Here is a 13,737-nt window from a genome sequence, read left to right on the forward strand (position 1 = left end):
CCTTGGCGCTTGGCAAGGTCCTAACGGGCGCCGCCGTTCTCTTCTTCGCCGGCACTGCCGAGCTGTGCGTCGACGCGCGCCCCGAACGATGTGAGTGAGTGCCCACACGCCCTGCTCCAGTCCAGCAGTTGGAGCCCATCCAGCCGTTTTTGTCCCGTCTCCGCCTGGCTCACATAGTTCTGAGACCGGCCCAACCGGCCAGCCAAGTCAACTTGGGTCAGCCCTGCCTCGACCCTGAACGCACGCAGCGTCTCGCCAATGACCGCGTACTCCGGCCGGGCGTGGGACTTCTTGGCCGTCGTCTTGGGCGGCTTGGGTGGCAGGCGTGACATCGGCGAAACCCGCTAAGGTGGCGGGTCAACAAGCTATACACCTGCTGGAGGTAAACCTAACGGGTTTATCGCTTGTTCAAATATAGCTATTGGGTTTACGTTAGCGTTTGCTCCAGGCACGCCGACCGCCTTCTTCGCGTCGGCACGAACAGGGGCAATCCATGAAAGCATTCATCCTTATGGCCAGTCTGGCGGTTGCAACCGGGCTCGCCGGCTGCGCCACCACAACTGGTCGCGCTTTCGACCAGGAAGCGGCCAGCCGTTTCGCCGACGGCAGGACCACCCAAACCGAGGTCCGCACTGCTCTCGGCGAGCCTGAAACGAAACAAGACCGAGGGGATGGGAGCAGCCTGTGGCTCTACTCCTACTCGGAATCCAAAGCATCGGCTCGGGACTTCATCCCGTTCGCTGGCGGTGACAACCACCCTCGCCGTCAGATGCTCAGCTTGGTGTTTGACCGCCGCGGCATCTTGGAAAGCCATACCTCGGCCCAAAGCCAAGACTAAGTAAGGAGACCGACATGGCGATTGGATTGCTGGTTTTGGTGATTGCGCTGGCCCTGGCGATGGCAGCCAAGAAGTCGCCCAAACAGGTGGCGACCTGGGCCGTCGGCGGTGCCGGGGTCGGTGGCTTGGTCAGCGCCACGGGTCTGCTACCGTTGTTTGGTTTGACGGGCGTCGGAGTCGGCTTGGCGTTTGGGGCGGTGGCCGGATTCCTCCGCTCCTTGCACCACGCGCCTCCAAAGCCGTCACGGATGAACTTTGATGCCACCCACGTTCACGACAACATTGCGCTGAACGAGCATAAGGCTCAGGTGTGGGTGCGTGATGAGCAAGGGCGGGAGGTCGTCCTGGAGGCGAGGGAAATTCGCAACTGGACGCATTTGTGGGTGCCGGACCGGGGCTACAAGGCAAAGAATCGGCTTCAATTGCAAACCACGCGACTGGATACCCCGGTGCTGACGGCACGGTTCGAGCGCCACCCGGCGACCATCTGGGGTGCCCCCCGCAACGCCGCGGAAGCGGAAGAGTGGCTCGGGCGCCTGGGCGCGTTTCTGGACCGCTGACCCTCTGCCGATCCCCTGCGTGGAACCATTCACTCATACCGCCGCAAGGAAGCTTCCCCATGATGTCCCAGTCCCCCGCCGAGCTGGCCTTCGCTGCACTCCTCTCCGACGCCGTGGCATTAAACGGCGCACTTGGAGCGCAGCGGTGGCCGCAGGCTCGGCACTTCGTGCGCATGCTCGCCACCCGGGCACCCCACACGGGACACCCGGAAATCCGCACGGCCGCCCTTGACTTGCTCGCGACGCTGGACGCCTCGATTCATCCCGAAGCAACCGCATGGCGGGCCCGGCTCAACCATCTAAACGGAGCGATTGACCGCGCACTCGACGATGCTGACGGACAGCCCGCTTAAAAGCGATTCACGCACTGACCGGTATCGTGATTTCCGAGGCTGCCGTGAGGCGCCCCTCCCGTAGCAGACGGCGGCTCCCCCCGCTCTTCTGCCGTCGATGGATTCCACCCCAAGCCCGCAGCCCCCTCTGCGGGCTTTTTCATGTCGCTCGACCTGGCCAATTTTGGAACTCTGAGTTGCGGTTTCAAGCTGTCGCGATGTCTTCCGTATCCGCGATGCGTTGGAACTCTTTGAGGTACTCGGGTCGGTGTTTTGCAAGCCACCGTAGCACGGCAGCGTTGCTCAGCCATTTTGCAAGGTGGCCCTTGATGACGGTCAGATGCAGCACATCGGGACCATAGGAATCTTCGACAGCGCTGGTTTGGAGTTGCAGCGCTGCCAGCTCGCGCTCAATGCGCGCAATGCTTCCTGCGGTGGCCGCATTCTGACTGCCCGACTTCGTTTCGGCCGCCAGCATGGCTGGAGGGGTCGCGGCAAGCATGGCGTTGGCAAATTGGACGGTGTAGTTCCGGTTGCCCACCATCAGCTCGGCCGCCTCGATCTGCCGAACTGGCTTCATTTGCCGCAGGATGCCGAATACCGTGCCTGGGCAGGGACTGTCGGCCAACAGCACCACGGCGTCCTCGCACACGCCATTGAGCAGCCGAAACTTTTGCCGGATGGTCTCCGGCGACAGGGCCAGCGACTTGGCCAAGCGCTCCGCGGACACCCCGCGCTCCATTGCTCTCACAATCATGCGGTGGTCTTGAACTGCTGACAGCCGACTTACCCGCTTGTTGTACGTGTAGGTGTCGTCGTCGGACGACACGAGGCAATCCACCTCGGCCCACCCCAGGTCACGAATCGCGACCAGCCGCAGGTGACCGTCGACCAGGTAAAACTGTCCAGGTTGTTTGGGGGCCCGGGTGACCACCGGCGCCTCGACCAGTCCGATTTCTTCGATGGACGCCAAGATTTGCTGATACTTCAGCGTGTCCTTGATGCTCGGCCGCACGACTTTCAACGGCAGAATGTTGGCGAGTGCAACTCGCACACATGCTTCGGCAAATGCCGTCCGGACCGCAATCGGCTCCTCTCCCCTTCCCGTGACTTGGTTCATGAGGCCACTCCGTTGATGCGTTCAACCAGAATTTTGGGCAACGAATCCATCTTTTCCGTCGACAGCAGTGCCACAAAATCAGGGTTGTCGAGCAGCTCTTTGATGGCATGCGTCGCGAACACCAAGCGCTCGCTTACAAAAGCCGCTTTCTTCACCACCAGTCGCTGCCGCTCGGCCTCTTTCTCGAACAGTCGACGGATGTCTGCCGCGGACATCGGCTTGCGTTCGCGGGGGCCGCCCGGCTTATTCACCCGGAGTTTCGGGCTGCGGCGCGCCCGGGTCTCAAGCAGCCGCCGTAGACGAGACAGCTTCTTTCCCCGAAAACCCTGTTCGTACGCGTCCGCCAGCATGGTCTGAATCTCGCCGGAGCTGCTGCGGGCAATGTCGGTGGCCATACTCAGCGGAATAAAGTCACCCTCCACCGCCGCCAAGAGCTTTTCTTCGCCTTTGTCCAGCAGATTGCCAATCATGTTCACCCAGGCCGAGCTGACCCCGATGATGTCGGCAATGTGCTGGTCAGAATGCCCGCGCTCACGCAGCCGCCCGACTTCACGCATGAAGTCGATACCATGGTGCTGCCTCCGCGCGACATTCTCGACCAGGCTCATGACCAGGCAGTCCTCCTCAGACGCATTGACCACCATGGCGGGGACCGTGGTATGCCCCAAGGCCGTCAGCGCCTCAAGCCGGCCCTGCCCGCACACCAGGTCATACGGCTCGACGCGGTCCAGACCCTGATGACGGGCGACCGTGACGGGGCGCTTGAGGCCCACGCGCTGGATGTTTTCGATGAGTTCGCGCTGCAAGCGCTTGCTGCGGCTGCGCGGGTTCAGCACATGGATGTGTCGAATCAAGATGTGCTCGACCGTCGGTGCATCCGAGATGGAACTGATGTCCGCGCTCATGCAACCTCCCGTAACCGCACCCGAGCAGCTAAGGCGCTCAGGATGCTCAGGTCTTCAAAGCAATAGCCGTCGATGAAGGGCGAATTCTCATAGGTCAGGTGCTGGGGCCACGCGGCCGTATCCAGGCGCGGAATCAGGTAGTAGTCCCGTGCCGCTTCGTTTTGCTCGTCCATGCGCACGGCAACGGTCAAGTCGGGGCGCAGGCTCGTGTCAAACCGCACATGCCACCGCAAGCTGCCACTAGGCGTGATGGAGCTTCGCGAGACCACCACCGAGGCGGTCCATTCGTCGTTGACCTTGATAAGGTCCGTGTTCGGGTCGCGACGCGTCGTTCCGCCGTGGTCAATCAAGGCGGCAACAACGTCGTCGACCAAGTGCGGCCGCCACTGACGCAGACGCCGGTTAACCTCGAGATATTCGTAGTCGCGCCCGGAGTCATAGCCGATGAGCGCATACGCGCGAACAAGGCCCGAGAACCGCGCGCGATAGGCCGTGCTGGATGGCATGTCTTCCTGCTCGTCGATGACGAGCCCCGATAGCATGCCGACGCGGTCCAAGAGCCGCCGCAGCAAGTCCAGCATCTGAGCATCATCGAGGCGCACCGACCGCTCGGCGATGATTTCCCGGACGCGGAGGAACGCGGCCGGCGACACGAGCCCTTCGAAGGCTCCATCGCACCGCACCCAGCGCTCGGGCGGGTTCTTGGTCGAAGGTTTTTTAAGCTTGCCCGATGTTCGCGCATACACATTGTTGCCCAGGTACTTCTCATTCGTGAGCACCTGATGCACGGTGCCACGGGTCCACGGGCGGTCCCAATCGGTGTTTAGACCCTCCGCATTCAACTCGTCCGCGATGACCTTCTCGGATTTGTCTTCGCGCAAGAAGGCCTCGTAAATCCGGTGTACCACCGCGACCTCATCCGGCGGCCCGGCTACGAGCACCACGCGGTCGGTTTGGATGCTCTTGTGCTGGCCTCGCGTCAGGATATCTTTGAACTCTCGCCGCTCGTTGACCAGGGCACGGCGCAGCCCGATTCCAGCGGACCCACCCTGGTGAAACCCCATCTGCACGAGCCGGCACTGCCCGGCGAACACTTTGGCCGATAGCTCGCGGCTGTACTCAGCGGCCATTGACCTTTTTACGCCTTTCACAATGGTGGCCAACGGACTGCCGTCGTTTTCAAACGGCTCCGCGCAATACACCACTCGCACGCCAGCCTTGGTGCATAGGTACTCGTAGTGGGCCGCTTCGTCCGAATTCTGGAACCGGCCCCACCGGCTCACATCGAACACCAGAATGACCTCGAAGTCGACGCGGCCGGCTTGGACATCGGCAAGGAGAGCCTGAAGGCCAAGTCGGCGGCCAATCTCCAGCCCACTCTTGCCCTCGTCCTCATACGACCGAACGATGGTCATGCCGTGTTGCGCGGCATACTCGCGGATGGCCGCGGCCTGGTTGGCCGTAGAATATTTTTGGTGGTCCGTCGACATGCGGACATACTCGGCCGCGCTAACGGTCGGCGGATCTTCGGCGGCACTGCTGAATGACGCGGGTGCCATAAGGCACCTCAACTGCTGCAACTTGAGCTGCCGAAGCTACGCCGAGTCAGGACTCACTGTGTGATACAGGTCTCAATTTGGCAGTTGTTCATCCGATGACCTCGCATTGCGAAGAAGCCCCATGCTATTGACCGAGCCGCGCGCTAGACCGCCGCCTCCGAGGCGGGCGGTAGGGCAAGCGCTCAACTACAGCTTCTTGGGCGTCAGCATCAATCTTAGCCAGACTAACGCTCTTGAAGCCGCGCTCCAGCAACCGGGCGGTCACGGTCTTCAACACAACCTTCGCAAAGAATGGCAGCCGCACGCCCGGCCTCTCTCGGGCATCGATGATGGCGAAGACTACCCGGTAATCTGCCAGCGTCCTCGGCACCTTTGTAGAGGCACCTTCACAACACAGTTGGTGTGCGTCTGCGAGCTTTTCATTCGCCAAATCGAAGTAGGCCTCGCTGGAGTGCAGCAACTCGCCGGATACCAAACCTTGATTGAAGCAATGCCCAAGCACAGCTGAACTGCCGTATCGCTTGACGTGAATCAACTCGCCTTGTCCGTAAAGGTCGCAGAACTCGATGCGGCCGTGGACACCTCCCACGTGGAGAAGCTTCTGGTCCATGAGGGCCCACCGCGCGGGGTCGGCTTCGGCGACCTCCTCGTTGTAGTCGCCTTCATTCTTGTGCCGGTAGACCGGGAAGGCCTTCTCATAAGCAGGGATTTGCGCCACAGCAGCGTCGACAGATTGCACGAAGTTCGTGTCAACGCGGAACCAGCGACCGGCAGAGAGGACAAATGAACCCTCGTCGGATTTCAACTCGCAGTGCAGGCACCGGTAGAGCGGCCAGCGCTCGAGAGCACGCTCGTCCGCGTCGACAGCGAACGCATAATGCGAACGCAAAAACTCAAGGGAAGGCACCTCTCCCGCGAACGCACGCATGGCGTCTGCGAGCCGGAGGTCGGGTAACACTCCAGCACGTTTAGATAGATTGAACTTAAACCCATCAACGGTGGCCCAATCCACGATGTCAGGCATCGCCATCCAGCAGTCGTCGACCTCGGCTCCCGCCGCCCACGCCTTCGAAAGCTTCTCAACCAATGCGTTGTCCAATTCGGTAGCCTGGTGCCCGCGGGCATCGAGCTGACGCACCTGGTCGACCCAGGGGAAATTCTCCTGATATGCCTTTGAGCCAAATTGCTGGAGGTAGCGGCACAGCAGCCCTGGCAGGTCCGCGATGTTCGCCGTGGTCACCACGGTCAATGCGTCTGCTCCCGCCATGCGCCGCCCCAAATCCTCGTCCAACGGTTGCCCGACTAGTCCGCGGATGAGGTCTCGCTCGATGTCCACGCCGAAGCTCAATACGGCGCTCGCTTGGTTGGTCTGGACTCGGCTGTTTTGGTCGTCGACGAACCGCCGCTTGTCAACGCTGCGCAAGGCATCCGGAGCAATGGAGTTGATGGTTACAATCAGCCCAAATCGCTCTTCGTAGCGGTCGGGATGGAGCAAGAAGCGGCCTTGGCCGAAGGTGATGGCAAACCAGCGTTCGTTGACGCATACCATGAACACTGAGGACGAGGATTGAACCTTACCCAGCCTCTCCTTCTCAACATAGGGCGCGAAGAGGTCTGCCCATTTCGGAGAATCCGCATAGGTAGGCTTGACGAACAACACGCCGTATTGGGACATGCCGTCAGCAATGGTGTGTGTTTCTGCACCGTCGATGACAGCATCCTTGGCCGACTGCACGGAGTCGCGCATCAAGTAGATGGTATAAGTGTTCACGCCGCTCCCCCGCAGACTGTGCACACGGGCAGCATCCCGCGTAGCCCCTGACAGCTGCGCTGATTACATGTAATACATGCCGCAACAGCAGCGCCCGCAATCGATGCGCGTTATCGGCAAATTTATCGGATGCTCCGGGGTAGTTGTTGCAGGGTCCCCGATTGAGTCTCGCGAGCGGAAACGTCAGACGTTGCTGCAGGTTGCGCAACCTTTAGAGAACACTCTTTAGGACTCTGCTATTTCGCCTTGCCTGCTAAAGGGAAAAAACCGAAGCAGAAAAATTGAGGCGTGGCGGGCACATGGCGTGACTCGCGTGAGAGATAAGCCTCAACCTACCGTTTAAGCAAGGCATGTCAACGGCTTGGGCGAGCAATCGCAGCAACGCACGTCACAGTTTCTCGGTTGCTCATCGAATGCGGGTGGTCGCGTCAGTGATTACGCAAATACGGATGCCAAACGCATCATTCTTTCCGCTTTTGCGCCATTGACAGCCGGGCAGTCTGCCCTAGAAGGACACTCCCTGAATTGCCACGGAGTTTCAATGTTTAGCGAGTATGGCGGCACATCGCCGGTGCAGGAGCACCTCTACGATGTCGTAGCCACCCCTTCGGGCGTCCGCCTGTCTCCGAACTGCGAGCGCGGCCATGAACTGGTCGTCGAACTGATGGCACGGCTGGGACTCTTCGCAGAGTCCAGCGCACCGATGACTGGGGTGCCTCCCCAGCCCACGGTTAGCGCTGCGCCAGCGACTACTGCTCCCTCCCTCGCTGCTGTGGTGAACTCGGCACCGCCACGGGCCGCGTTGGTGAAACCAGCGGCTGCGCCGGTCGCTGCGGCGGCCGTGCCCGAAGTAGCCATCGATGACGACGCATCCCTTTCGCGCCTGACCACTATGCATCTGAGCAACATGGACCGCGGCGGATTGAAGAACCGCTCGTCCGTTCGTGAGCGGCGATACATTCTTGGACTGCTCGAACAAATCATTGGCGACAAGCCGGTAACGGCCGTTACCGCCGCCGACGCTGAGATGTTCGCCGACACCCTATCCCAGTGGCCCGCGTATCGGCACAACCATGCAGACTTCGCGCACATGTCGCCTGCGGCCATTGTGAAGCGCACGGAAGAACTGGAACTGCCTACCATTCAGCGCAGCACGCAGGCCAAACACATCAAAGCCATCAATGCCTTTTTTGCGTGGTGCATCGAAGCAGGACTGCTGACCCAAAACCCGTTTCGGTTCATCCAAATGTCTCGGTATCGCGAGCTGATGCCGCGAAAAAAAGAGCCGTTCACGGAGGAGGATATCAAGGCTCTGTTTTCGACCAAGCGCATTGCCGCGTGCGACCGGCCGCACAAATTCTGGGTGCCGCTCATCGCGATGCTGACGGGTATGCGCGTCAACGAGATTTGTCAGTTGTTCCGAAAAGATGTCCGGGTTGAACGGGTGCGCGACACGAAAGGAGTTGAGCACGCCATTCTCTGCTTCGAAGTGACTCCCCATCGGAAGAATCAGCGCCTCAAAACACCTTACGCACAACGGCTCATCCCCGTCCATTCGATGCTGCTCAAGCTAGGCTTTCAAGACTATTTGGAAGATTTGGACAGGCTAGAGGCTGTCCACCTGTTTCCTGGGCTCAATTGGTCCGGCGATGGCCCAGGCCGCGCCATGACGCAGTGGTTCAACGCTAAACATCGCCGGCAAGAAGCAGGCATCGATGTGCCGACGAAAACCCTGCATTGCTTTCGCCACACCATCAACACGCTGGCCGACCGCTGCTCCATCCCGGACAGCATCATGACCAGCTTGAACGGGCACGCCGACGGGGAAGGTGTGCGAGCCCGCACGTATGTGGCGCGTGCCACCTTAGTGGAGTGCCAAACCGCCATCGAAAGCCTGCCCTTTCCTACCCTCGCTGTGCCGAGATACAAGACGGGCCAATACGATGCCTACTTAAAGCACGCCTTAAGCGCCGCCGAGCACGAGACCAATCAACGCAAGGCGGGCAAGCCGGTGGCTCGAAAGCGCGGGCGGCCGACCAAGTGCTCGGAGTCTTCAGCGCCTGCAAGGCCCCTGACGCCGCCCTGATATAGCCGAACCCTGAGCGCCAGGACTACACCGTGAAATGTGGATGCCGGCCTCACTTGTGGAGCCCGCGCGGCCTATTCCCGATAGCAGCGCGGTCTGGTTTCGACACAACCCTCTGACGACCAACTTTCTCATTCGAACTGCCGAAGCGCACCCAGTCGATGTGGTGCACAACGACAGTCTCCGTATCGACCGCAAGGGCCGGCACCCGTTGGTCCCAATCCATGATGTACGGGGGTGCTGCGGGCAGAACTGGAGGTGCAGGGAGATCATCGAAGGACAAAATGAAAGGGTCTGTTTCCTTCGCTTTCACCTCTACCGGCGGCGGAATTCGCTCGGTCACGTCAAAATCTGTCTCCCATCCTTCGTCCGAGCCATGTCCAAAGCTCACTTCGATGCTTGTGCCTTCAGGGAGATCGAGTTCCTCGACCCGCGCTGCATGGTTGAATAACACCACGTTCTTCCCAACTTTCACTTGAGCGGAGCGATAGGCGATGCCGTCGATTGCGGGCCTATATGCGGTAGCCAGGTAATCGGCCACCGCTTGCGTCGTTACGTACTCCAAAGATTCGTCGCCGGGCATGACTGGGCGAGTCATCAAGTGATTCAATGTTTGCAGGAAGCTCACACGCTCCAATCGATTGCTGAACTCTGGGTCGAACACACTTCCCGTCGCGGTCGCGCGTTCCAAACGTGTAAGGTCAAGAATGCGAAGTGGACGCGTGACTTTGAATCGAGCGACAACAACGTCACTTCCAACTGGCGGGCGCACTTCGGCTATCGCCGTTTCCGGGTTCGTCGCAGAGTAGAACGCTGCAACGCCACGCGCATTCATACGCCCCGCGGTAGCGAGCCTTGAAGGAGGAGGCCCAAGGTTGTGGTCCGGCCGCGCGAGGACGCTCTCAAGGGAGGACTGGTCGAAAATCACTCTAGCCCGGAATAAGCTCTTGAGAGAAGAATCGGAACCAGCTTTGATGATTACCCGCTGACCGGTCTGCGTTCGCAGCGAGTCGAGATTCTTGAAAACATCGGAGAGGTATTCCGAGGCGATGCTATTGAAGAACCGCGCCTGAGTCTTAATTGAATGCTCGAAAGGAAACCACATTGTCCGAAGCATGGACCCGTGGTCCGTACGCTCACGGTAATGGGAGTCGTCCGAAAAGTCTGTTTCTTCCCCTATCAGGTCACGGTCCCAGTCAGCATGGCGCTCGGCGAGGATTTCAACGATGTCTTTTGCTGCATCTCCTGGCACCCCCGCTGTCGACTCAATCGCGTCCGCAATGGGCTCTCCTGAGCGATACCAGTTGTAAGAAGATTCCTTGTCTCGTAGCAACATCTCCTCATAAACATCTGGCTGGTCGGACGTCCTTTCGAAATGCTGCTGAAACGCCGTCTCCACTTTATCGGCGAGTGCATCAATTTCCCAGCTTCTCCGACGGCGAAACCCGCAGTAGCTGCAGGTCGAGGGGGTTCCAGTTGCACGTATCAGCCTCGATAGAAACGATTCGCCCACGCAATCGGCACAAATCCGCTTAACCTGGTCATCCGCTTCGTTGGTCATCGTGCTTAGAAAAAATTGGGAGTCGACGCAAAGATTAGTGCAGCCCCGTTTCGAAGCAAGACCCTGCTGCACGGGCGCGGCGGGCTGTGGTCAATTGGCGCATGGTCACATCAGTCGAGGGCGAGCAGCTGGCACTGTCAGTTCCGCAGAAGGCGTGCGCAAGGTGACTGCAACGCCCGATTCGCCGGACGGTTGAGGTGCGGGCGGCAACACTGCGGTAACGCGGGCGACGTGGTCGGGGTCGGCAGCGCTCAGCAGCACAAGGCCATATAGCGGCTCCAGGGCCGTCACCGATTGGACCGCGGCGGTCAAAGTCTCGTTGGCGCGGTCATGGTCGGTCTCGGCCCTCGCTATGTGCGCATCCAGCGTAGCGATGCGACCCGCAGCGTCTGCTGCGCCACGTTTGAACTGCTGCACCTCGGCATCGAATGACGCCACGGTGGCCTCAAGCGCGGCAAGCTCTGTGGGCTTACGGTCGACGCCACCTACCATGCGAGACAGACGCACCTGCCACGGATGCGCCTTCAGCCAGTCCGCGACAGACTGGCGGGCTTGGGCGCGACGGCGGCGCCGGTCATCGCCCTCAACAAGAAAGGTTGCCCTGGCCGTGTCGTCGCGCTGACGGCGCTCGCGCAGGTCGGCCAGGCGTAGCGCAAGGGCCGCCAGCGAGCGCAATGCTTTCTCGATGCGTTGCAACCACTCAATCAGCCCGGTGCGTTCCGCTGCCGATGGCTGAAGGAGTTCAGGTTTTTCGGCCAGCTCGGCCATAAAGCGCTCGGCCAAACCCTTTGGATTGGCCACGGGCGCAGGCGCTTGGCGGAACACGATGGGGCCGCCCGGATGGAGCCAGGTGCGCGATGCGTCCGAAGAAGCGCAGGCGTCCACGGCGGCGACCGGAGCAGGCCGGACAATGGCGGTCGCCATTGATACCTGGGCCTGGACGGACGACGCCAATTCCGCTTCGTGTGCACGCGCCAGCACAGCCTCCGCGGCGAGCACACCACCGGCCGATTCGACGTTCAACTGCGCGCGCAGCGCGTCGCCCTTGCGCGTGGCTATGCCCTTGCGCTCCAACGCAGTCGCTTGCGGACCCATCCGGAGCTGGGGAACTCGGTCGAGCCCCAGGCGTTTGTAACTGAGATGTGTGAAGTCCGGCACGCCGCCTAGGGCGGCGACATGCGTATTCGCAAGGACTGCCCACTGGGCGTTTAGCTCCGCGATGACGACCGCGGCGGCCTTCTTTTTTGAGAACGCGTGCAGCTTTTCGCCAAACGCCCATCCGTCTGAACCGCCCTGCCCGCTCTCGTCCGGGTCACGCACCGCTTCTGCGTCGAACGCCAGAGCACGGGTTGGGAAATAGACATGGGCATGGAAACCCTGCTTGCCGGGCGGCTTGGGCAGGCCCATGGCGTCAACGGGAGAATCCCGGTGCAATCCGACCGAGACCACCGTGTGCCAGTCCGCAACAATGTGCTGGCCCATGCTGCGCGCCATGGCTTCGGCTTGACTGTCAGTCAGCCCAAAGGGAATGGGGATGCGAAAATCATGGCCAACCTGGCTGTCTTTACGCAGCTCGGCGGCTTCAACGGCGTTCCAGACTAAGAAGGGGTCGGTCGCCCAGGCGGGGGCGCCCTCTGGCGCCAACGTGAAGGCAGCCACCACTTCATCGCCTAAGGCTCTGTGGCGGTAGTCGTGCCATTCGCCGGTCCGTTTGTCGAGGAGACGCAACCCCAGGCGATATGCAACGCCTGCAATGGCCGAATGGCCTTTGCCGCGCGCGTGCGTCGACAAATGGGGGCGGGCATGGCTCATGGAGATCTCCGTGTGCGAACCGGTGGGCCGGCTGGGCGTCATGCCCAAAGTGAGGCGGTGGCACATGCCCGCCCTGCAACCCAGTTAAGCAGTTTGCCAGCTTGTGTCAAGTCTCCTTGACACAAGAACTTCAGACGCAAGGGCATGTTTTGCGCCAACGCTGAGGCGTCGGCGGCTCTTGATGTGGCTTGGACTTTGGCTTTGAGCGGCGAGTTGGAACAACTCTGAGACGCGCCCTTGTTTTTGCAGTTGCGATGTTGCAGTCCAACGTTCTCAAGGCTTCAGGAGACCTCAGGCCGACCATCCGGCCAACTTTCGGTGTTGCCAAGCAAACTGCACCGTACGCAACAACGGAAACTGCTCGGGCACTGCGGCTGACGCGATGGTACGGGTGCGCAAGGCCTCCGTGATCTCCGCCAATAGTTCGGCCGTGGTCTGGATGCGCCCGCCGCCTACGGATTTGACGTTGGCGTTGCTGGCAAAGCCCAAGACGGCCACCTGATCGATGGCCTCGGGCAGAACCATCGTGCCAAACAGGCTCGGGATGTGCGCGCGGCCCGCGGCAAACTTCTTGGCGTAGCGCGCTTCGCGCACCGCCCAGGCGTGCGCATCCATCGACGGTTCCAAGTGAATGAGGTGATGCCGCGTCGGGCAAAATGCCACCACATCCAGCTCGCAGTCGTAGCCGCCATTGGCCCGACGCCCAACCTGGACATTGCGGCGCACGAAGTAGCCGCGGAATTCATACCATTCTGAGACCAGCTGCTCGAGGTGATTCAATCGTCATCCGCGACAGTTTCGAGGTTAACTCCGTCAGGCCAGCGTCCTCCCTCTCGCAACGTCACGAACTGGTCGGGTGAAACGGTTGTGCGGCCATGCTTCTTAAGCATAAGTTCCGTGACATCCTTCCCGTACCTTATTTCATCCACGCGGTTGGGCTCGCTGTCCGAGTAGTTGGAAAAAACGAATAGGTCACCAATCCTAATTTCCTTCGCGCGCTTGCGCGCGAAGGCCTTCTGAGAGTTAACCGTGCCACCGTAAATTCCAATCGAACGTCCACAAATAAGACAACGCCAGTCGCCATCCACGCCGGCATCGCTTCGCCTTTTGCCGCAGTGATTGCAATAGTAAAACTCGTTTGTCACACGCTTGGCGTAGTTCCTCGGCGGGGTTGGCATACCAGACCTCGAAGT

12 protein-coding genes are annotated in these 13,737 nt (G+C 60.6%); 4 read left to right on the forward strand and 8 right to left on the reverse strand.

Annotation, left to right across the window (positions count from 1 at the left end):
- Positions 1–20 precede the first annotated feature (20 nt).
- On the reverse strand, positions 21–332 hold the full coding sequence (locus BLT40_RS09725) for a helix-turn-helix domain-containing protein (RefSeq protein WP_090352786.1): 312 nt from the start codon (positions 330–332) through the stop codon (positions 21–23).
- Between the two features lie 161 nt (positions 333–493).
- Between BLT40_RS09725 and bamE the strand changes: the two genes are divergently transcribed.
- The 3 genes from bamE to BLT40_RS09740 are packed head-to-tail and all read left to right on the forward strand — an operon-like array spanning position 494 to position 1,751.
- Positions 494–838 carry a YgdI/YgdR family lipoprotein gene (gene bamE / locus BLT40_RS09730; protein WP_090352787.1) on the forward strand — a complete coding sequence of 115 codons (345 nt, stop codon included), beginning with the start codon at positions 494–496 and terminating at the stop codon, positions 836–838.
- Positions 839–852: 14 nt separating this feature from the next.
- Positions 853–1,398: a hypothetical protein gene (locus BLT40_RS09735; protein WP_090352788.1), complete on the forward strand. Its 546-nt coding sequence runs from the start codon at positions 853–855 to the stop codon at positions 1,396–1,398.
- Positions 1,399–1,457: 59 nt separating this feature from the next.
- The gene (locus tag BLT40_RS09740; protein WP_090352789.1) at positions 1,458–1,751 is read left to right on the forward strand and encodes a hypothetical protein; all 294 of its coding nucleotides are present in this window, start codon (positions 1,458–1,460) and stop codon (positions 1,749–1,751) included.
- A 184-nt stretch (positions 1,752–1,935) separates the two neighbouring features.
- Here the strand turns inward: BLT40_RS09740 and BLT40_RS09745 are convergent, their stop codons facing one another.
- The 4 genes from BLT40_RS09745 to BLT40_RS09760 form a co-directional block, all read right to left on the reverse strand.
- Positions 1,936–2,850 carry a plasmid partitioning protein RepB C-terminal domain-containing protein gene (locus tag BLT40_RS09745; protein WP_090352790.1) on the reverse strand — a complete coding sequence of 305 codons (915 nt, stop codon included), beginning with the start codon at positions 2,848–2,850 and terminating at the stop codon, positions 1,936–1,938.
- On the reverse strand, positions 2,847–3,755 hold the full coding sequence (locus BLT40_RS09750) for a plasmid partitioning protein RepB C-terminal domain-containing protein (RefSeq protein ID WP_090352791.1): 909 nt from the start codon (positions 3,753–3,755) through the stop codon (positions 2,847–2,849). Before BLT40_RS09750 ends, BLT40_RS09745 begins: the two co-directional genes overlap by 4 nt.
- Positions 3,752–5,314 (reverse strand): recombinase family protein, encoded by a 1,563-nt coding sequence (locus BLT40_RS09755; RefSeq protein WP_090352792.1) that lies wholly within the window; start codon positions 5,312–5,314, stop codon positions 3,752–3,754. The genes BLT40_RS09750 and BLT40_RS09755 overlap by 4 nt, the downstream gene beginning before the upstream one ends.
- A gap of 124 nt (positions 5,315–5,438) precedes the next feature.
- The gene (locus BLT40_RS09760; protein ID WP_143025865.1) at positions 5,439–7,085 is read right to left on the reverse strand and encodes a DUF6119 family protein; all 1,647 of its coding nucleotides are present in this window, start codon (positions 7,083–7,085) and stop codon (positions 5,439–5,441) included.
- Positions 7,086–7,626: 541 nt separating this feature from the next.
- Here BLT40_RS09760 and BLT40_RS09765 point away from each other — a divergent pair.
- Entirely contained in the window at positions 7,627–9,171 is a 1,545-nt protein-coding gene (locus BLT40_RS09765) for a site-specific integrase (protein ID WP_090352794.1), read from the forward strand.
- A gap of 52 nt (positions 9,172–9,223) precedes the next feature.
- Here the strand turns inward: BLT40_RS09765 and BLT40_RS09770 are convergent, their stop codons facing one another.
- The 3 genes from BLT40_RS09770 to BLT40_RS09780 all read right to left on the reverse strand — a co-directional run bounded on the left by BLT40_RS09770 (position 9,224) and on the right by BLT40_RS09780 (position 13,324).
- A complete protein-coding gene (locus BLT40_RS09770; protein ID WP_090352795.1) occupies positions 9,224–10,732 on the reverse strand; it encodes an RES family NAD+ phosphorylase in 1,509 nt (502 codons plus the stop codon).
- A gap of 105 nt (positions 10,733–10,837) precedes the next feature.
- Positions 10,838–12,544 carry a MobA/MobL family protein gene (locus BLT40_RS09775; RefSeq protein ID WP_176809140.1) on the reverse strand — a complete coding sequence of 569 codons (1,707 nt, stop codon included), beginning with the start codon at positions 12,542–12,544 and terminating at the stop codon, positions 10,838–10,840.
- A 291-nt stretch (positions 12,545–12,835) separates the two neighbouring features.
- Positions 12,836–13,324 (reverse strand): hypothetical protein, encoded by a 489-nt coding sequence (locus BLT40_RS09780; RefSeq protein WP_090352797.1) that lies wholly within the window; start codon positions 13,322–13,324, stop codon positions 12,836–12,838.
- Positions 13,325–13,737: the final 413 nt, after the last annotated feature.

Origin of the sequence: Dyella sp. 333MFSha (assembly GCF_900102405.1) — a bacterium.
Taxonomy (GTDB): Bacteria; Pseudomonadota; Gammaproteobacteria; order Xanthomonadales; family Rhodanobacteraceae; genus Luteibacter; species Luteibacter mycovicinus.

Excerpts from the sequence above, each read along its gene's own strand:
- BLT40_RS09765 (WP_090352794.1), top strand. The coding sequence starts at position 7,627 with ATGTTTAGCGAGTATGGCGGCACATCGCCGGTGCAGGAGCACCTCTAC.
- bamE (WP_090352787.1), top strand. The coding sequence starts at position 494 with ATGAAAGCATTCATCCTTATGGCCAGTCTGGCGGTTGCAACCGGGCTC.
- BLT40_RS09750 (WP_090352791.1), bottom strand. The coding sequence starts at position 3,755 with ATGAGCGCGGACATCAGTTCCATCTCGGATGCACCGACGGTCGAGCAC.
- BLT40_RS09745 (WP_090352790.1), bottom strand. The coding sequence starts at position 2,850 with ATGAACCAAGTCACGGGAAGGGGAGAGGAGCCGATTGCGGTCCGGACG.
- BLT40_RS09740 (WP_090352789.1), top strand. The coding sequence starts at position 1,458 with ATGATGTCCCAGTCCCCCGCCGAGCTGGCCTTCGCTGCACTCCTCTCC.
- BLT40_RS09770 (WP_090352795.1), bottom strand. The coding sequence starts at position 10,732 with ATGACCAACGAAGCGGATGACCAGGTTAAGCGGATTTGTGCCGATTGC.
- BLT40_RS09735 (WP_090352788.1), top strand. The coding sequence starts at position 853 with ATGGCGATTGGATTGCTGGTTTTGGTGATTGCGCTGGCCCTGGCGATG.
- BLT40_RS09755 (WP_090352792.1), bottom strand. The coding sequence starts at position 5,314 with ATGGCACCCGCGTCATTCAGCAGTGCCGCCGAAGATCCGCCGACCGTT.
- BLT40_RS09725 (WP_090352786.1), bottom strand. The coding sequence starts at position 332 with ATGTCACGCCTGCCACCCAAGCCGCCCAAGACGACGGCCAAGAAGTCC.
- BLT40_RS09775 (WP_176809140.1), bottom strand. The coding sequence starts at position 12,544 with ATGAGCCATGCCCGCCCCCATTTGTCGACGCACGCGCGCGGCAAAGGC.